Origin of the sequence: Halioglobus sp. HI00S01, assembly GCF_001635445.1 — a bacterium.
In the GTDB taxonomy this organism is placed as follows: Bacteria; Pseudomonadota; Gammaproteobacteria; order Pseudomonadales; family Halieaceae; genus Halioglobus; species Halioglobus japonicus.
In genome coordinates this window covers 39,298-56,860 of sequence record NZ_LWEE01000030.1, presented here as the reverse complement: position 1 = coordinate 56,860, position 17,563 = coordinate 39,298, and the positions used below count along the sequence as shown (strand labels likewise).

Below are 17,563 nucleotides of genomic sequence, written 5' to 3'. Positions count from 1 at the left end.
ATGACAGCGACAAGCCAACCTAAGGTGGCTGTGGTAATGGGTTCCAAGAACGATTGGCCGACCATGGCCGAAGCCGCGGAAATCATGGATAAACTCGGCGTGGCCTACCACGTCGAGGTGGTTTCGGCGCACCGTACGCCGGACAAGCTGATGTCGTTTGCCAAGAGCGCCCAGGACGAGGGCTTTGATGTCATCATCGCCGGCGCCGGTGGCGCCGCGCATCTGCCCGGCATGATCGCTGCCATGACGCCCCTGCCTGTACTGGGCGTGCCTGTGCAGAGTAAGGCATTGTCGGGCAATGACAGCCTGTTATCGATTGTACAGATGCCGCGCGGCGTCGCCGTGGGCACCCTGGCCATCGGCGGCGCCGGTGCGTTCAATGCGGGGCTTCTCGCCAGCCAGATGCTAGCTTTGCACGACAGCGCCATTGCTGAGCGTCTCAACAGCTTCCGCGCCGAGCAAACCCAGCTGGTGCTCGACAATCCAGACCCTCGCGAGCAGTAAGAAGGCGGCGTCACGATGAAAGATGTATGGGTGATTGGCGCTGGGCAATTGGGACGCATGATGCAGTACGCGGGTACGCCACTTGGCATCAACGTACACCCGGTCAACGTCGATGACCCGGCATTGGCTGCGCCTGAGTTAAGCGCGACAGGGGTTATTACTGCCGAGCGTGAATTATGGCCTGAAACTCCTTCTGGCAAAGCTCTGCAGGCGCACCCCAACTTCCGCAATAATACGGTCTTTGGCCGCACGGCCGATCGCAAAACCCAGAAAGAACTCATCGATGCCCTCGGCGTTGCCACGGCCAAGTGGCTGAACGTTGAGGCGGATACCACGGCAGCGCAGTGCTATGAACAGCTCGGTGATACTGTTCTCCTCAAGCGTCGCTCCGGCGGCTACGATGGCCGCGGGCAGCTGTGGTTGAAACAGGCCGATGGCGACAGCCTGCCGTCGGAATGGCAGCAAACGTCGATCGCTGAAGAAAAGTGTCCCTTCGACGAGGAAGTCTCACTGGTCGGTGCGCGCACCGCGCGGGGTGAGCTGGTGTTTTATCCCTTGACCCGAAATCTGCACGTGAATGGCATATTGATGGCATCGATCTCGCCCCTGCAGCGACTGGCGCACTTGCAGTCCCAGGCTGAGGACATGTTGGGGGCCATTCTCAACGAGCTTGAATACGTGGGCGTGATGGCCATGGAGTGTTTCCGCATTGGAGACAAGCTCATCGTGAACGAGCTTGCACCGCGCGTGCACAACAGTGGCCACTGGACCCAGGCAGGTGCAAGCATCAGCCAATTCGAGATGCATTTGCGCGCCATTACCGAATTGCCATTGCCAAGTCCTATTGTGCGCAATCACTCGGTGATGATTAACCTGATCGGTGTGGCGTACGATGAAGCCTGGCTGGCTTACGCCGACACGCAGTTGCATTGGTACAATAAGGAAGTGCGGCCCGGGCGCAAGGTCGGCCACATCAATATCAATGATGCCAGTGTCGATAGCCTGCTGGCCTCGCTGGAAAACCTCCGGGGGCACCTGGCCGACAACTATGGCGAAGTACTCGACTGGGTTTGCGAAGAGCTGCGCTCACTGCGCTAGCCTTGTCTGGATGCGCCGCGTCAGTGCAGCGCATCTTAATTTCCTGAGCATTGTCCAAATTGCCCTGCAGAAAAGCAGGGTGTAGTCCTGCGTCACGTGCCATTGATAGTGAGTGATAGATTTTTGCAGGAATTAAGGATGATACCTCGTAAGCTCAACACACTCCCAGTCGCCGTTGTGACAGCCGTGGCGACGATGCTGTCGCCAGCGCTGCACGCCCAGGACGCGGGAACCGCGGACCCCGACCTGCTGACCCGCATTTACCCGGGCAAGGCTGATTCTCCCTACGCTGAGCGCGACTTTCCCAACCAGGTTTTCTGGGGCGAAACTCACTTGCATACCGGCTTGTCGCTGGACGCTGGATTGTTCGGCAATATTCTGGGGCGCGACGATGCTTATCGCTTTGCCCGCGGGGAGCAAATTAAGTCCTCCGGTGGACTGCAGGTAAAGCTGGGTCGCTCGCTGGATTGGCTGGCGATTCCCGACCACTCCGATATGATGGGCATTGCCACCGATACTCAGCGCGGGGCACTCAATATTCTGGCCAATGAGAAAGGCGCCGAATGGGCGGCAGGGTTCAAGTAGGGCGGTGCTGCCGCCGGTAAAGCCGCCTTCGATCTGATTACTCACTTTGCCCAGATGAAGGTCCCTGAGGAACTGGTCGAGCAATATTCGCCAGGCTCGGAGGTGTATAACAACCTCTGGTACCAGATTACCGAAACGGCGAACAGCTACTGCGAACCGGGCCGCTTCACGACCCTGATCGGTTATGAGTGGACGTCGGTACCCAAGGGATTCAATCTGCATCGCAACGTCATACTGCGCGACAGTGGTGAGCGTGCCAGACAGGTCATTCTACTAACCACGCAACCTCCCAAGGGGACGACTGATCCGCTGGATCTATATGCCTGGCTGCAGGATTACGAAGACAAGACGGGCGGTCAGGCACTGGCTATCTCTCACAACGGCAACCTGTCCAATGGCTGGCTGTTTCCGCTTACGGACACCTATGCCGGTGGCAAAGTGGACAAGAACTATGTCGAGTTGCGCGCTAAATGGGAGCCGCTCTGCGAGGTCACCCAGATCAAGGGCGATGGCGAGCCCCACCCGTTCCTGTCGCCTAACGACGAGTTTGCCGACTACGAGACGCTGGATAGGGGCAACCTGGACCTGACCGAGCTCAAGCAAAACGAGATGCTGGAGCGCGAGTATGCACGCGAAGCGCTGAAGAATGGCCTGATGCTGGAAGCGCAACTGGGCACTAACCCATACAAGTTCGGCATGGTCGGTGCGACCGATAGCCATACAGGGCTGAGCACCGCGGAGGAGGAAAACTTCTTCGGCAAATCGATCAGTGCCGAGCCGACGCCAACTCGCATCTCTCATCCGTTTGTCAAATCCGAGTTGGGTGCAATTGAAGGCTATGAGTTGGCAGCGTCCGGTTGCCAGGCTGTATGGGCGTCAGAGAACACTCGTGAGGTCATCTTTGACGCCATGGAGCGCAAGGAGACTTATGCGACCACCGGCCCCCGAATAGCGGTCCGGTTCTTCGGTGGCTGGAACTTTAACGAGCAGGATTTGCGCAGCCGTGCTCCGGCGTTCCGCGGTTACGAAAAAGGCGTGCCCATGGGGTCGGACTTGCCTGCCGCTGCTTCAAAAGCGCCCACTTTTATGGTGTATGCGTTGCGTGATCCCATCGGCGCCAACCTCGATCGTATCCAGATCGTCAAAGGTTGGATGGACGCGAAGGGCAAAACCCATGAGCAGGTCTGCGATGTCGCCTGGTCTGATGGCCGCAAAGCGGATGCGGACGGCAAACTGACCGTCGTGGGTAACACGGTGGATCTCGAGGCGGCGAACTGGACCAATACGATTGGCGCGTCGGAGCTGGCGACGGTTTGGGTGGATCCCGACTTTAACGCGGCGGACAAGGCGTTCTACTGCGCTCGCGTGATTGAAATTCCCACCCCGCGCTGGATTGTCTAGGAAAACGTGCGCTACGGCACCCAAATCCCTGATAACGCCAAGAAGATCCATCAGGAGCGTGCTTACACCTCGCCGATCTGGTACAACCCTTAGGCGGGTATCGCTGCTTTTTTGAGCAGCTAAAGAAAAGGGCCGCGTTAATCGCGGCCCTTTTCTTTGGCGCAGTCATTGCACAGGCAGTCCATTTCCAATTGTGGGCTCGCCAGCTGAAACCCCGAGTTCTCAACGCTGGTTTGCAGCGCTGTCATGGTCGATGTGTCGATGCTGACTTCTTCAACGCGCTGGCATTGTCCACAGATCAGAAACTGCGGCACGCCGTGATCGTGCTCACAGCTGATGTGGGCGCAGGCAATGTACTTGTTCGCCAGGTTGAGGCGGTGCACCAGATGCTGCTCGGCGAGAAAGTCGAGGATGCGATACACCGACATGGGGGGTATCGAGTACTCGTAAGTGTCCCGGCAGTAGTCGACCAGTTCGTAGGCTGAGAGTGCGGTGGATGAGTGGAGTAGGCCGGACAGCACCTGCTTGCGCTTTTCGGTCAACCGCGCGCCGCGCGCCTTGCAGCGTGTCTCCGCTTCAGTGAGCACCGATGTGATATCGATCTCGGCAGGTGTGCTGGTCTTAGCGGTTGTGGGCATTAGCGCTGGCTGACCTGCTGTTCCTCGGTCGGAGCGGGAGCGCTGGCACGGAGATAGATACGGCGTGATTCGGTCACCATTTTGCCTTTGTGCGAGCCTGTGACTTTCAGGGTGATCTGGTCGAAACCGTTGCCCGTGAGGGTAAACGGAATGCTGAGAGTGCCGGAGCGGTCGTCGAGGTCAATGGTGGGCGTGGGAAGCGACACGTTGCTGGTGCCGGTAATCTCCATGCGCACGTGGCTGGAGAAGAAGGGGCGGGAATACTCAACCTCAATCTCGCTCTCCTGGTTCAGTACACCTCTGGCCATGGCCGGGTGCTCGAGTTTGAACACGGGCTCGGGCGGGGCGAGGCCGGCCATACGTACCACGGCGCCGCCGACAAAGCCCATGTCGTCGGGGTTCAGGTAAAAGCCGTGCGCGCCGCAGGCAATCGCCCGGTTGGGGGCGGTGACGATACACAGCAGTGTCAGTGATAGCAGAATGGCTCTGGTCATGGTTGCTCCAGAAAATGGCCCCTCAGGAGATGGGCACAACAAGTCATATCAGTGATCATTATACCCTTTTGCCTGGGAATATACCCGCATGGAGGGTATGGCGGCAGCCAGCAGTGCAGCAGCCAATACCACCGCCATAATGATCAGCCCCTCTGCGGTGAATACGCTGGGGTCCAGATGCAGCCCAAAATTGGCGAACAGCGCGTCGTTGACCAGAATCAGGCACAGGTACAGTCCCAGCGTGCCGAGAATCATTCCCGACAGGCAGATCAGCAGTGCTTCAAATTCCATCAACAGGAACAGGTAATAGGGTGGGGCGCCCAATACGCGCAGCAGGTGTATCTCGTGATTTCGCTCTCGTACAGACGCCAGTAGTACCGCGCCGAGGCCGAGTACCGCGGCCACCAGCACCAGCATGGAAATCAGGCGCAGGACGTTCTCGAACATGCCGACCATTTGCCACAGTTCAGCCAGCGCGACGCCCGGCAGAATGGCCAGGAGTGGTTCGCCTTTGTAACCATTGATTTCGCGCTGAACCTTGAAGGTGAGCATGCGCGAATTGAGGCCCAGCATAAAGGCGGTAATGCTTTCCGGTTCCCGTTCAGCAGCTGGATTGCGATTGCGGGGCGCTGTGGGGCTCCTTGGGCCCGACTGAAAGCCGGCGTGCATGGCTTCAATGCCGGCCAGGCGTACGTGGATGGTCTGGTCGACCGGGGTGCCAGTGGGGGCGAGTATGCCGACAATGGTAAAGGGCGTATTGTCGTGCATGGTAAAGCTCGTACTGGCCACACCATGGGCCAGAATGATCTCCCGGCCGAGATCGTAGCTCAGGGTTCTGGCAACTTCTGCGCCGAGCACGGCGTCAAAGGTGCCCGCAAAGGCGTCGCCCTCGGCAAATTCCAGCGCGCGCTTATTGCCGTAACTGAAGTGATCAAAGTAGGCCTCGGTGGTGCCCATGACCCGGTAGCCCTTGTGTGAGTCCCCCAGAGACAGGGGGATGGCCCAGGCCACGTTTTTGTCATTGGCAATATCCTGGTAGGCATCCCAGCTGATGTTGTCTGTGGGGGCGCCCATGCGAAAGACAGAATAGAGCAGCAGGTTCAGGCTGCCGGTCTTGGCGCCCACGATCAAGTCCACCCCAGACACCGTGCTGGCGAAACTGTCCCTGGCCTGATGGCGGATGTGTTCAATGCCGAGCAAAACAAAAATGGCGACGCCGATGGCCAGTAACGTCATGATAACTGAGCCTTTGCGGTTCAGCAGACTTTTTAATGCAAGCTTGAAAAACATTGTCTGGTTATCCCGCCTGGCTGATTTCGGTGAGGGCTTCGACCCGCGCAAAGTGCTTTGCCAGTCCCATGTCGTGGCTGACGAATAGCAGCGTCATATTCTGCTCAGCTGCCAGCGGCATGAGTATTTCCATAAAGTTGTCGCGATTGTCCGCGTCCAGCGACGAGGTAGGCTCGTCGGCGATCAGGAACTCGGGATGATTGACCAGCGCCCGGGCGATGGCCACCCGTTGCTGTTGGCCCATGCTAAGCAGTGACGTGGGGCGATTCCATTCAGCGCGAGCCACATTCAGCGCCGCCAGCAGGTCACCCGCTGTGGCAGTGGCCGTGGTTTTTGAGGCAGAGAAGCTCCGGGCCAGGTCGATGTTCTCCAGCGGGCTCAGATAGGGGATCAGGTTAAATCGCTGAAACACATAACCAATGTGATTGGCTCGAAAGCGGTCTCGCTGCCGGCTACTCATGCTGTCCAGGCGTTCTCCCAGCACCGAGACTTCACCCTGGCGGCATTCAAGCAGGCCGCTGAGGAGATTGAGCAGGGTGGATTTCCCAGAGCCGGAGGGGCCGTGTACGAACACCTGTTCGCCCGCAGCCACCGACCAGTTGGCAATGTCCAGCACCGGCTTTTCCGGTGCCTCGGGGTGGGCGAACTGAACGCCTGACAAATGAATGGTCATGCAAGAAGCCTGTAACAGGTGAGAAACGGGTACCGCGTTGCACGCGCAACGAGATGCAATATATCATAGCGTTTTGATGGTTCAATTGTGTTTGAGGTCGATGTATGAAGGCTCTTCGTGGGTTCAAAAAGTACTGCCTGGTGGCGATGTTGGCGGTGCTGACAGCGCCGGTCACAGCAGAGGAAGATGCGTTCAAAACCATTGAGTGGGTGGAGTTGATTCCCGCTGAGGATCTGGAGGTGTTGATGAATCCGCCGGAGTACATCACCAATGTTGAAGACGGTTCAATGGAAGACCAGATCAGTAGCCAGATCCAGAACACGCTGGCTGCTGCCGATAACGACCGCTATCAGCAGGCCCTCGTATCGACCCAGGTAAACGCCGAAATGGATGGTGCCATGGTGCGCGTGCCTGGGTTTATTGTGCCGCTGGAGTTCAATGAGCAGCAGGTTGTGACGCAGTTCTTCCTGGTGCCTTACTTTGGTGCCTGCCTGCATATGCCGCCACCGCCGCCCAATCAGATTATTCTGGTGAATTCACCTCTGGGTGTTGAGATTGAAGGACTGGGGGCGCCTTACTGGGTGCGTGGCAAACTGAGTACCAGTATCTCAGATAACGAGATAGCCACCTCCGCCTACGCCCTGGCCCTGCATGACTACGAGCTTTACACAGAGTAAAGCTCAGGCGGCCTGATCAAAGCAGTCGGTGAGCTTATCGATCCACTGTGGTCGAATCGCATCGGTGATGATTTCAATCCGGCTTTCCGCACACTCGCCCAGCACGGATTCTGTCAGCGCGTCGCGGGTCATGTTATAGCCAAAGATACCGTCGGCGGTGATAAACACTGCCTTCAGGCGCTCGACCTGCAGGCCGCTCAAGAAGGCAAACAGGCGCTGACGATCGAACACAATCTCTGGGTTGAAACGCCAGCCGATACTTTCAAACCCCTCGCCCTGGTTCATTGCGGTCACATAGCCACATTCCGGGAAAGGCAAGTCTTCGGCGAGTAGCGGCGCCTCTTTGCGTGCGTGCTGGTGGGCTGGCTCATTCGCTGTGATGGCGGTTGGCCCGTCCAGTGCTGTGAGAGGTACTTGCCCGTACTCGGTATACACAATATCAACACCGGGGCGGCAGCGCTCTTCGACATAGGCTTGCAGATTGGCCTTGTCGCTGTCGGTATAGAGATCCTGCTTGTTGGCGATGACCAGATCGGCGATGGCCAATTGCTGTTCGAAGGTTGCGTGAGTGCTGTAGCGCTCATCGGCAATATTGCGGGCGTCTACTACCGTCAGGGTCTTTTGAATAGTGAGCACTTCACGGTTGTGCTCGGCAGAAAGCGTTTGTAGCACTTCCAGAGGGTGGCCGAGCCCCGTGGGTTCGATCAGTAATCGCTGGGGCTTGGCGCGGCGCAGCAGCTGGGCGAGGGCAATCTGCATAGGTAATCCCGCGGTGCAGCACATGCAGCCACCAGGCACTTCGCGAATAAAAACACCGGTGGCTTCCCCGGACTGGCCCTCTACGAGTGAGCCATCGACGCCGATTTCACCGAATTCATTCACCAGAACCGCCCAGCGCTCACCCTCTGGCTTGTGGGCCAGCAGATTCAGTATGGCGGTGGTTTTACCTGCACCGAGGAAACCGGTGATGATATTGGTCGGGACACCGGTGATCTGACTTACAGCTGAACTCATAGTTCTTCCGATGGAAGTGCGTCTAGACTCAGGGAGCTGTTAATCTGTGCTGAATTGGCCTGCGGTTGGGTCTGTACGTAAAAGCAGCTTCTGCGCTCGGTGTGGCAGGCGGAACCTTCCTGTATCACTCTGGACAGCAGCGCGTCACCATCGCAGTCGATGCGAACATCCACGACCTTTTGAGTGTGTCCGCTGGTTTCACCTTTAACCCAGAGTTTGTTGCGACTGCGAGAAAAATACGTCATCTGGCCGCTGCGCAGGGTTTGAATCAGTGCCTCTTCGTTGACCCAGGCCAGCATGAGCACTTCGCCATTCATGGCGTCCTGGGTGATGACTGGGGCCAGGCCCTGGTCGTTGAAGCGCAGGCGCTCAAGCAATTCGGCGAGTGGAATGCTGTGGCCATCACGGCTTCCTTCGAGGGACAGAAAGTAAGCCCGTTTGTCGGAATCAGTCGGGGCACTCACAGGATTCCCCCTCCTGGCACAGCTGGAAATTCTTGATATGGCTGAGGGCGATAAGTGTCGCTCCTGCCAGGGTCAGGGCTTTCTCGCCAAGCTCACCCAGTGTGTCGTGACCCAGTATCGGTGTCAGGCACAGCAAAACCAGGCCGGCGATGCCGGTGTAGGCAACGCCGAGATGTCGATGTTTGCGACAACCCAGGGTTAGCGCTATAGCGCTGGTCGGAATCACCGCAAGAATCATCCAGGTATGAAATGACTCGTCGGCCAGGCCGATTGTGGCGAGGGAGGGTACGAGCACGACCAGTAGCGGTACTGCCAAGCAGTGAACAGCGCACAATAGTGACAGTCCGATGGCGGCCTTGTCGGCAATAGGTTGCAGATTAAATACAGAATTACGCATTAGTTGAAGTTGATTACTCGTTTGTCTTGGTCCAGTTTCTGGGCGCCCTGACCACGCTCAGAGAGCCACATCACATCGACACTCTCCAGGCCAAAGGGCAGGCCGGCTGAGCCAAAGGTGATACTTTTCAGGGCAGTGGTATCCGCACAGGTGTAACTGTAGAGGGCACGGATGTTGGAGTGCACATCGTCGTGTCCTGCATGTTTGTCATCGCCGTCGTGATGGTGTCCCTCGGCGTGGTGATCTTGATCGTGATGTTCATCGTCGTGATCATCACTGTCATGGGTCTTTTCAGCCATAACTGCGGCCAGATCTGCGTCAGCCCTTGCCAGTTCACAGTTGCCGCCACTGAGCACAAACAGCTGGTCTGCCTGCTCCAGTGTTTTACGTGCTTCGCTAACGGCCTGATGTTGCTCCGGGGAACGGGCTCGGTGCTCGAAGCCCACGATGCTTGCGGCCGGCGAGCTTAGTTCCAGCTCCAGTTGGCTTCCTTCCATGGCGATGGTCAGCTCAGCTGCACCGTGTACATGGGCAGATTCGGCGGTAGCCAGGGGTACCAGTAGCGTCGCAAGGGCGAGAACGCCATATTGCGAGGGCCGTTTTGTGCTGTAGAGAGTGCCAGTCATGTTGCTAACCCGTCATACCTGTGAAATACGGCAATCACTTTACCTGCATCAAGGCGGCGAATAAACCACTAATGATACAGCGTATCGTTTGCTGAAGTACACCGCTGATATTGCTGGACGCGGGTCAGTAGCCTTCGCAAGAGGGGCCGGTCGCTTCCCAAGCCCCGCTGATGAAATTACAGACTGTTTCACCCACATCCATATGGTAATAGCGCCTGTCGTTGTCTGAGACGATGCAGCGACCGAAGGCATTCCCGCCCTGCTTGACCAGGCTGCTCTGGCCGCCACCGCGGACAATGCGTGGATTGTTGGCTCCGGCGATGGCGCTGCAGTTGGCGAGGGCGTCAGCCTCCGTCCAGCCTTCGCTTTCAGGATAGTCGATGTCGGTGATAGCGCCCGCGTCGAAACTGTTCTCTTACATGCAGCTCAGAATGTCGCCATCCTGAGGGCAGTTCGGGAAACAGCTAATGGACTCGGGGCAGGGGCTCGTCAGTCCGCAGGCGGCTTCGTCCACGGCGCAGCTGCCATCGCGGCAGCAGGCCGGTAACTCGGCCCGGCAACCCACCAGTTCGAGCTCGACATCCAGCTCGAGCACACGGCGCGTGTGGTTGTTGCCCGATAAAGGCAGCGCGATTGCCGCCTGTCCTTCGCCGTAAACAAAGTCGCCATCCACCGGAATGGGCGGAAACATACCGACGCTCTGAAGCATAAAAAACAACTGGTAACTGCCAGATAATAGAGCCTCGCGATAATAGGTCGTCGCGGGAGTTTTCATGATCAGCGGCGTGGTTTCGTCGAACAGTGGCGCGCCCTCGTCGGCGAAAAATATCTGGTTGTAGTCGCTGCCTCCGGCGGGTGGCCCGATGGGCGGATACCATCCAGGTACGGATTCATAGAGGAAGCCAAGCAACTGGAAGGGGCGTTCTACGGGCAGTGGCCCGGGCAAATGCACGGTAACGCGTAGCAGGTCTGCTTCGCTCGTATGGTCCTGATCGCAATGCGCCTGACTGCGGTAGTACTCATGACAGGGGCGTCCATTGACGGTGCATGGAGCGGCCGGCTCGTCGCTGCGAACACAGCGCACCTCGGCCAGGCTGCAGGCATGGTTATAACAAGCCGCGCCGTTGGCAAAGGTCATGTAGGCGATCCAGTCATCCGGTTTATCATGGGCTACTTCTGCCGCGAGAGTTTCGTAGGGGTGCCTGCCAAAAGGATCGATACGATCACAAGCGCCCATGAGGCCGTCTTTCTAGTAGCATCTGTTTGACCCGGGGCCACCAAACTCGCCTGCGGTGGCGGTGCTGGCACAGGCGGGGGGAATGCCATCGCCCGTGCCGGCGCCTGCTGTGCCCACCTGGCATTCACCGCCGTCCGCGGTGGCAGGGTTTCCCGCGTTAATGCTTTGCCGGTCGCGAGATGGCCCAGCTTGCGTATGCAACATTAGCCCTGTTTGTCGTGACAGTTTTGCCGCTGGTGTACGTACTAAGAAACATCAGCAAAACCCGTCTGGGGCTGATGCACGAGTGGGTGCTGGTGGTATTGTCCGATGGGCGGGTGTTCAAGAGTCGGAGGCGTGACTGCCTGACCGTGCGCGACACCCTGGTGTATGTCGACGGCTACAAGTTGAACCTGGGGCCGCCCAATCAGCGATTCTGTGATAAGGCTGCGATGGAACGCTTGTTGGCGCCGAGATTTAAGCAGGCGGGTGTGTTACAGGGCGCGGATCTCTATCGATGGCGCTGGCAGCATGACCGGGTAAGCCTCGCTGTTGAGGCAGCGATTGCTGTCGTTGTGGTGCTGGCACTGGTGGCGATACTCGGGGTTGAGGGAGAGCCCGTGGGTGATTGGCTGGAGGTCAACTACGAGCAATGCCAGGCCCGGCAGGTCCGCGGTGCGGTTTCCGGGACGGACGCCGGTGCGCTGGCCCCGAAGGGGTGACGGGCTCTTTAGTGCTCGACAATCTCAAGGGGACCGTGGTCGTCGCAGTGGTCACCGTGCGGATGATGCAGGCGGCCGTCGACCAGGTAGTCAATGTGATCGCCGTGGGGTACCGCTTCGTGCCCGCAGCCCGGGCCATGCACGTGGCCATCCTCGTGCCCGGCGGGTGAACTGCCGGCAGTGCACTGGTCGGGGTTGCGTTCGCTGACTTCAATCACGTGCTCATCGACATGATCTAGGTGAGGGTGGTGCAGGTGACCATCGTGCAGGTAATCAATATGATCGCCGTGCACAATGGCAGTGTGGCCGCAGCCTGGGCCGTGTTCGTGATCGTGATGCTTGTGGATATTGCAGTCAGACATAGTGGGACCTCCATCGAGTTCCTGAATTCAGGCATGGACCCTCAGTGTAGTCGCTTTCTTCCAGGTCTGCTGATGACGTGAATTACTCCGGCATCATCGAGGAGTGGTGTTCGATAATTTTCCACTCGCCATCAATCTGGCGATAGACAAATGTGTAGCGCGCCTGCACGACGGCGCCGTCGTCGAAGGAGAAAGTATAAACCCCGGAATTAATAGCCACATCACCGAAAACACGGACGTTGGATTCGTCAATTTTGCCCTGCGGACCCTTGGCGCAAAACAGTACAAAGTAGTCCTCGATCTCCGCGTGATTGTGGCGAACTTGGTTGGATACAGTGGGGAGCAAAATAGCCTCCTCGGCGTACAGGGCGGTGACCTGTTTGGGGTCACGGGTCTGGAGGGCATTGTTCCATGCTTCAAACAGCGCGGGGATAGCAGTAGCGTTCATACAGGGTCTCCTTGTCAGTTGCGCAGCGGAGACTATCAGGCAGTGCATTGGTGCGCTAGCACTTTTGGCTGCTGTGCAGCCGTTCCTGTCGCGATTGTCCCCATGGGTCGAAAAGTCCGGTCGCTGCCGTACATTTGTCCCTGACGTGTCCGTTATTGGGCGGTAGGTATACCGATTGGACGCAGCGCGGCTGATCTGCATAATGTGGCCCGGCTCCGGGTTCAAGCCCGGGGGCTGAAAGCCGATATCGATTCTGGGGTAATGTGAATGAAGAAACTGGTTTTTGCTGTCGTCGCCTTGTTGCTGGTTGGGGTGGCGGTCGTGCGGGTTGTCGGCATTGTTGCGACCACCGCAGACGCGTATCTCTATGGTTACCCTTTGGTGATTATGGATCAGACTCGCCAGGAGATGGCGCGTGAAATGGGTGTGGGCACCAACAGTTTCAGTCATTCGTTGAGTTTGCCCGGGCCAGAGGATCGCAAGGTGGTCAGGCCCAACAACGACACTTTGTATTCACTGGCGTGGCTGGACCTCAGTGAAACGCCTCAGGTAGTCACGGTCCCTGCTATGGAGGATCGCTACTATGTCATTCCATTTTACGACGCATGGACCAACGTCTTTGCGTCGGTGGGTACCCGAACCACCGGCAACGACGCGGGAGACTATGCATTGGTGGGGCCCAATTGGCAGGGCGATGAACCCGAAGGGCTTCCGGTTATCAAGGCGCCGACCAATATGGTCTGGATCATTGGTCGTATTCAGATAAATGGCACAAGCGACATCCCCAGCATCGAGGCCCTGCAACAAGGGTTCAGCATTACACCGCTGCCTCGCTGGCAGCAGGGTGAGCGTGCCGCACCAGGTACAGTTGATCGCAAAGACGCATCTGGCGAGGAACGCTTGTCGGTGCTGGAGATTGTCGATGCCATGGATGCGCGGACCTTCTTTACCGCGCTGAATCACCTGATGCGTGACCAGGCGCCTGCCGCCGTCGACGAGCCTCTGCTTGGTGAAATTGCTCGGCTCGATATCGGTCCCGGACTGATGTTCGATCCGGGGGTGCTTACCGAATTCGTCATGAATGAGGCGCTCACCATCGTGCGCAACAAGCTGCGTGCCGCTATGAGCGAAGATCGCGCGGGCCTCTCGGGCTGGAGCATTGCCAGAGATTCCATCGGTGTCTATGGCACAGATTATTTGACCCGGGCCTTTGTTGCGCTCATCGGTCTGGGTGCGCTGACGCCTGAAGAGGCGATCTACCCGCTGGCTGAAGTCGACCGTGAAGGGCAGGGGCTGGCCGGAAGCTACCGCTATCGATTGCACTTCGAAGCGGATCAGATTCCGCCGGCGGATGCCTTCTGGTCGCTGACCATGTATGACGAGCTGGGCTTTCTGGTGGCCAACCCCATTGATCGCTACTTGCTGGGTGATGGCGACAACATGGTGTACAACCCTGATGGCTCGCTGGATATTTATCTTCAGCACCGTAATCCCGGCGAAACGGCCGCCAATTGGCTGCCAACGCCCGCTGGAAAGTTCGCAGTAACTTTACGGCTTTATTTGCCCGGTGAGGCGGCGCTCAATGGCAACTGGAATCCGCCTGGCATTGAAAAAATCGGGCCGGCAGAGGGCTCGTAGTTGTCAGAGCAGGCGCCGCCGGTTATTGCGTGGCGCCAGTGTTTTCGTCCCGTTGGATGCTGGCAAATGCGCCGTAGAACAATTGCTTGATGGACTGCTTGGCAATGTTGACCTGCTTGTCCGTTTGGCCAGACAGAATGGCGTTGTGCACCAGCCACTGTGAGGCAAACAGCAGCGACATAAAATACTCGACCGCCGGTGCATGGCCAAAGTGCTGCCTGGCCCAGGCCTGCAGCCGCTGGGCGGCCTCCAGATAGGCATCGCGCATAACCCGGTGCGCAATAGATCCAGGATCCGCTGATTCCACATAGAGAAATTGTGCGATGCTCGACCTCGCCAGAATCGCGTCCACGGTTTGCTCCGACACAAGACTGACCCAGTCTTCATCCTCATAGGCCATGACGTCCGGGTTGAGCACCGCGCGAACATGATCATGGACAGCGGTTTCATACAGGTGTGCGATCAGGGCGTCTTTGTCAGTGAAGCAGCGGTAGTAGGTGTCCCGGGATACGCCGGCTGCGGCACAGATATCAGAGACAGAGGTCGCGCTACTGCCCCGGGCGCCAATCAGCGCGACAGCGGCGTCGGCAATTACTTCGCGCTGATGGGCGATGCCCGGCCGTTTCCTGGTTTTGCTGGCGGATGAATTCACATTGTTCCTTTCATTGCGCTTTAGCCCCATCGAGGTGAGGTGTGGCGCAAGCTTGACATTAATCTGACGCATGTGTCATCTTAAATTTATCAGACAGTGCTGTCTTATAAAATGCGTCGGCGAGCAGCGAGAGGTCATTCCCTCTGCTGCAGGCTGTCGGCGTGGGCTTAACGACCGCTGGAAAATAATAATGACCGCCTCTGTTCCCCAGATAGATTTCACGGAGCTCGGCCCCGAGCGCCGTTTTTCGCAACCGGCAAAGAGAATATTCGTTACTGTCACGTCGATTTGGGTGGCGGCCACGGTGAGCGTCATGTTGCTGTTCTATGTTGGCGTGCTGGACTTTATTAACTAAAGCCGGCTCTCCATGTACTTCATCAGTACCTGGCTGAATGTGTGGATTCTGGTGTGGTTTATGCGCCGCTACGGTGGCCAGAATCGGTCGGACTTCTGGCACGATCTATTGGTAGTGTGGATGCTGTGCTACGCCATCACCAATATCCAGTGGGAAATTCCCTGGGTGCTGTTCTCGCCGTTTGTGTTTGAAAACATTCACACCCTCGAAGACATGGTGGCCCAGACAGACTATATGCGTGAAACCCCGTGGCCTCTATTACTGAATCCTGGGGACGTTTGGTGTGCTTGATTTGCGCACTGTGAATCACAACGGCACGTTTTACGCGCTGGAACTGTTCTCGTTCGTTAACCTGGCGATGAGGTTCTACTTTTTCCACCTCAACAAGAAGCGGTCGCCTTATCGCTACCTGCTGGTGGTGATTGGCTGTGGTGAGCCCATTGCGGCTACGGTGATCTTCAGCTTCTCTGAGGTGTTCGATAATTTTGTGAACATGCCCGGCAATATATGGGACACCTTACTGGCCTTGGTGTGGACGCAGTACCAGTACATTGTTTTCCCAATGATATTTGGCGGTGTAGCTTCCAAGTTACCCCTGGATGACCTGCGCCACAGTGCTGCGCCTGTCTCTGCGAAAGAAGCAGTCGTGGGCGCATAACGCCGGGTATGCTCGCTTGTTGAGGTGGGCTAGCCGCGGCCGCAGCACTTTTTGAACTTGCGCTCGCTGCCGCACGGGCAGGGGTCGTTGCGTCCCACCTTGGGCGCTAGGCGTGTCACTGGCTCCGGAGGAGGGCAGCAGCTAGTGTCGCTACAGCCACCGGTCACGGTGTTTGCAAAGTTGGGTGTCGGAAAATCGGTTGAGTCGGTGTTCATATCAAGTCCAGTGTAAGCAGAAGGCGCTGTTCATTGTCTGCAACGGCCGGTGAGCGGTGCACCAGGCCTCGCCCTTCATTGCCTGCCCAGCGTTCGCCTTTGAGTAACAGTATGTCTCCCGGTGACGCCTGCTGGGTGTCCGTGGGGCATGAGTAGAGCCCCGAGGTTTCGTCGGTTTTTCCCTTGCTGCCACTGCCAAGTTTATCGCGGTTGACGTGCTCGTGCGCGAGCCATTGGGTAGCAGGCCCCTGGAAGGTTGTTACCAGTCGGCAGGGCACATGGTCGACGTGAAATCGCGGGCACATTGGCTGGGCCAGGGCCGTGAGACGCAGGCCTGCGATAGTAACATCGAACAAGCAGCAGAACATATCCACCAGCTCACTGATGTCTTCCGCCAGCCGAGGAAATGTGCGCAATCGGCCCAGGCTGTCGCTTGTGCCGGCGGTGGCCGGGGCCAGGGACATTGAGGCGGAGAATTGGGGGTGAGCCGCAAGAAATGCAGTCACCTCCTGTTGCAAGGCGCCGCTGAGTTGTCGCTCCCAGATGGCGATATTGCAGTCGTCGCGATAGATCTCGGTCAGAACCGCAGCATCGGTACGGGAGCAGGCTACGACATTTGACGGTGATGGCGTGGGGGCGAGGGCAGTGGACATGATTAGCAATCCAGACAGAACAGCACGCGTGCCTGGCCGGTGCCTGCTATCGGGGGTGAGCGGTGGACCAGGCCATCACCGTTATTAGCGGGATCACCGCGCATAATGCCTACCCAGAACGGCTGAAACCGCGATGCTTCGCCGAAACGGATGATGTCTTCGTTGGGTGCGCCGCGTGCCTGGGCCAGTCGATCTACCTGCTCATTGCGCAACCACTCGGTACCGGGCCCGCGATAGGTGCAGAGCAGGCGCAAGTTGATGCGATCCAGGTGAAATCGGCGGCAATCGTCCTTCGCTGTCGTCAATAGCCTGAAGCGAAAAGGACGGCCCTCCGTAAGCGGCGCGAAAAGCTGTGCCAGCATGAACATGTCCGCTCGCAGGGCCTCGTAATCTGCTGGATTGACGCCCTGTAGTTGTAGCAGCGCACACACATCCTCATCAAAGCTCGTCAGTGATGTCGGCCGACGCGCATCTCGTAAGGGATGCGTTGCGAGAGTGGCGGCTTCCAGAGCAACCCGGTGCTCCTCCGGCCGCTGCCAAAGGCTCAGGTTCACCGCGGGGTTACTAATGGTCTCCAGGATGCGGATCTGTTCACCCTGTTGATGGGCTACTTCGGCGGGAAGTTCATGGCTGTGTGAATGGGTCGTTTGAAGCATGTTGGCGGTCGTCGGCAATCGATATAGGAGACGATACAACATATCAAAAAGTGATGTTCAACGCGATATAGGCCGTACTTAGCGTCTCGGCTTCCTGAAAAGACCTTGACTCAGATTTTATTACGCA

23 protein-coding genes and 1 pseudogene are annotated in these 17,563 nt (G+C 57.8%); 9 read left to right on the top strand and 15 right to left on the bottom strand.

The features are described from left to right. The 3 genes and pseudogenes from purE to A3709_RS06915 all read left to right on the top strand — a co-directional run bounded on the left by purE (position 1) and on the right by A3709_RS06915 (position 3,681). A complete protein-coding gene (gene purE, locus A3709_RS06925) occupies positions 1–504 on the top strand; it encodes a 5-(carboxyamino)imidazole ribonucleotide mutase (RefSeq protein WP_066052131.1) in 504 nt (167 codons plus the stop codon). 15 nt (positions 505–519) lie between these two features. Further along, positions 520–1,602, top strand: coding sequence for a 5-(carboxyamino)imidazole ribonucleotide synthase (purK, locus tag A3709_RS06920; protein ID WP_066052128.1), 1,083 nt, complete (start codon positions 520–522; stop codon positions 1,600–1,602). A gap of 138 nt (positions 1,603–1,740) precedes the next feature. Next, a pseudogene (locus tag A3709_RS06915) lies at positions 1,741–3,681 on the top strand (DUF3604 domain-containing protein). A 44-nt stretch (positions 3,682–3,725) separates the two neighbouring features. Here the strand turns inward: A3709_RS06915 and A3709_RS06910 are convergent. The 4 genes from A3709_RS06910 to A3709_RS06895 are packed head-to-tail and all read right to left on the bottom strand — an operon-like array spanning position 3,726 to position 6,683. Beyond that, positions 3,726–4,226, bottom strand: a complete 501-nt coding sequence (locus A3709_RS06910; RefSeq protein WP_066052125.1) for a Fur family transcriptional regulator — start codon at positions 4,224–4,226, stop codon at positions 3,726–3,728. Next, on the bottom strand, positions 4,226–4,720 hold the full coding sequence (locus tag A3709_RS06905; RefSeq protein WP_066052123.1) for a hypothetical protein: 495 nt from the start codon (positions 4,718–4,720) through the stop codon (positions 4,226–4,228). Before A3709_RS06905 ends, A3709_RS06910 begins: the two co-directional genes overlap by 1 nt. 48 nt (positions 4,721–4,768) lie before the next feature. Continuing rightward, positions 4,769–6,010, bottom strand: a complete 1,242-nt coding sequence (locus A3709_RS06900) for an FtsX-like permease family protein (protein WP_066052120.1) — start codon at positions 6,008–6,010, stop codon at positions 4,769–4,771. Between the two features lie 7 nt (positions 6,011–6,017). After that, positions 6,018–6,683, bottom strand: coding sequence for an ATP-binding cassette domain-containing protein (locus A3709_RS06895; protein WP_066052117.1), 666 nt, complete (start codon positions 6,681–6,683; stop codon positions 6,018–6,020). 104 nt (positions 6,684–6,787) lie between these two features. Between A3709_RS06895 and A3709_RS06890 the strand changes: the two genes are divergently transcribed. After that, the gene (locus A3709_RS06890) at positions 6,788–7,360 is read left to right on the top strand and encodes a DUF3299 domain-containing protein (RefSeq protein WP_156507601.1); all 573 of its coding nucleotides are present in this window, start codon (positions 6,788–6,790) and stop codon (positions 7,358–7,360) included. 3 nt (positions 7,361–7,363) lie between these two features. Here A3709_RS06890 and A3709_RS06885 read toward each other — a convergent pair whose 3' ends face one another. The 5 genes from A3709_RS06885 to A3709_RS06865 form a co-directional block, all read right to left on the bottom strand. Then, positions 7,364–8,374, bottom strand: coding sequence for a GTP-binding protein (locus A3709_RS06885; protein ID WP_066052114.1), 1,011 nt, complete (start codon positions 8,372–8,374; stop codon positions 7,364–7,366). Then, positions 8,371–8,838, bottom strand: coding sequence for a phosphoribosyl-AMP cyclohydrolase (hisI, locus tag A3709_RS06880; RefSeq protein WP_066052111.1), 468 nt, complete (start codon positions 8,836–8,838; stop codon positions 8,371–8,373). Before hisI ends, A3709_RS06885 begins: the two co-directional genes overlap by 4 nt. After that, the gene (locus A3709_RS06875) at positions 8,822–9,235 is read right to left on the bottom strand and encodes a MerC domain-containing protein (protein WP_066052108.1); all 414 of its coding nucleotides are present in this window, start codon (positions 9,233–9,235) and stop codon (positions 8,822–8,824) included. Before A3709_RS06875 ends, hisI begins: the two co-directional genes overlap by 17 nt. Further along, positions 9,235–9,861: a DUF2796 domain-containing protein gene (locus tag A3709_RS06870; protein ID WP_066052105.1), complete on the bottom strand. Its 627-nt coding sequence runs from the start codon at positions 9,859–9,861 to the stop codon at positions 9,235–9,237. Before A3709_RS06870 ends, A3709_RS06875 begins: the two co-directional genes overlap by 1 nt. Positions 9,862–10,276: 415 nt before the next feature. After that, a complete protein-coding gene (locus A3709_RS06865; RefSeq protein WP_066052102.1) occupies positions 10,277–11,098 on the bottom strand; it encodes a hypothetical protein in 822 nt (273 codons plus the stop codon). A 179-nt stretch (positions 11,099–11,277) separates the two neighbouring features. Here A3709_RS06865 and A3709_RS06860 point away from each other — a divergent pair, with 179 nt between their 5' ends. Further along, a complete protein-coding gene (locus A3709_RS06860; RefSeq protein ID WP_066052098.1) occupies positions 11,278–11,799 on the top strand; it encodes a hypothetical protein in 522 nt (173 codons plus the stop codon). An 8-nt stretch (positions 11,800–11,807) separates the two neighbouring features. Here the strand turns inward: A3709_RS06860 and A3709_RS06855 are convergent, their stop codons facing one another. After that, positions 11,808–12,161 (bottom strand): hypothetical protein, encoded by a 354-nt coding sequence (locus A3709_RS06855; RefSeq protein WP_066052095.1) that lies wholly within the window; start codon positions 12,159–12,161, stop codon positions 11,808–11,810. A gap of 82 nt (positions 12,162–12,243) precedes the next feature. Then, positions 12,244–12,609 (bottom strand): SgcJ/EcaC family oxidoreductase, encoded by a 366-nt coding sequence (locus A3709_RS06850; protein ID WP_066052092.1) that lies wholly within the window; start codon positions 12,607–12,609, stop codon positions 12,244–12,246. A gap of 267 nt (positions 12,610–12,876) precedes the next feature. On the opposite strand from A3709_RS06850, the gene A3709_RS06845 reads away from it, so the two are divergent. Beyond that, on the top strand, positions 12,877–14,247 hold the full coding sequence (locus A3709_RS06845; RefSeq protein WP_066052089.1) for a DUF1254 domain-containing protein: 1,371 nt from the start codon (positions 12,877–12,879) through the stop codon (positions 14,245–14,247). 22 nt (positions 14,248–14,269) lie between these two features. Here the strand turns inward: A3709_RS06845 and A3709_RS06840 are convergent, their stop codons facing one another. Continuing rightward, complete coding sequence (locus A3709_RS06840; protein ID WP_066052085.1) at positions 14,270–14,971, bottom strand: TetR/AcrR family transcriptional regulator; 702 nt, start codon at positions 14,969–14,971, stop codon at positions 14,270–14,272. Between the two features lie 118 nt (positions 14,972–15,089). Between A3709_RS06840 and A3709_RS23065 the strand changes: the two genes are divergently transcribed. Genes A3709_RS23065 through A3709_RS06830 form a run of 3 tightly spaced genes read left to right on the top strand, consistent with a single transcriptional unit; the run spans position 15,090 to position 15,912 of the window. Further along, positions 15,090–15,254, top strand: coding sequence for a hypothetical protein (locus A3709_RS23065; protein WP_156507600.1), 165 nt, complete (start codon positions 15,090–15,092; stop codon positions 15,252–15,254). Positions 15,255–15,266: 12 nt separating this feature from the next. Next, positions 15,267–15,545 carry a hypothetical protein gene (locus tag A3709_RS06835; protein ID WP_066052081.1) on the top strand — a complete coding sequence of 93 codons (279 nt, stop codon included), beginning with the start codon at positions 15,267–15,269 and terminating at the stop codon, positions 15,543–15,545. Next, entirely contained in the window at positions 15,538–15,912 is a 375-nt protein-coding gene (locus A3709_RS06830; protein WP_066052078.1) for a hypothetical protein, read from the top strand. The genes A3709_RS06835 and A3709_RS06830 overlap by 8 nt, the downstream gene beginning before the upstream one ends. Before the next feature lie 29 nt (positions 15,913–15,941). Here A3709_RS06830 and A3709_RS22510 read toward each other — a convergent pair whose 3' ends face one another. From A3709_RS22510 to A3709_RS06820, 3 genes are read right to left on the bottom strand one after another with little or no spacing between them, the layout of a single operon-like run. After that, positions 15,942–16,127, bottom strand: a complete 186-nt coding sequence (locus A3709_RS22510; protein ID WP_082849957.1) for an SEC-C metal-binding domain-containing protein — start codon at positions 16,125–16,127, stop codon at positions 15,942–15,944. Further along, positions 16,124–16,780, bottom strand: a complete 657-nt coding sequence (locus tag A3709_RS06825) for a DUF1826 domain-containing protein (protein WP_066052075.1) — start codon at positions 16,778–16,780, stop codon at positions 16,124–16,126. Before A3709_RS06825 ends, A3709_RS22510 begins: the two co-directional genes overlap by 4 nt. A 2-nt stretch (positions 16,781–16,782) precedes the next feature. Then, on the bottom strand, positions 16,783–17,436 hold the full coding sequence (locus tag A3709_RS06820; RefSeq protein WP_066052584.1) for a DUF1826 domain-containing protein: 654 nt from the start codon (positions 17,434–17,436) through the stop codon (positions 16,783–16,785). Positions 17,437–17,563 lie beyond the last annotated feature (127 nt).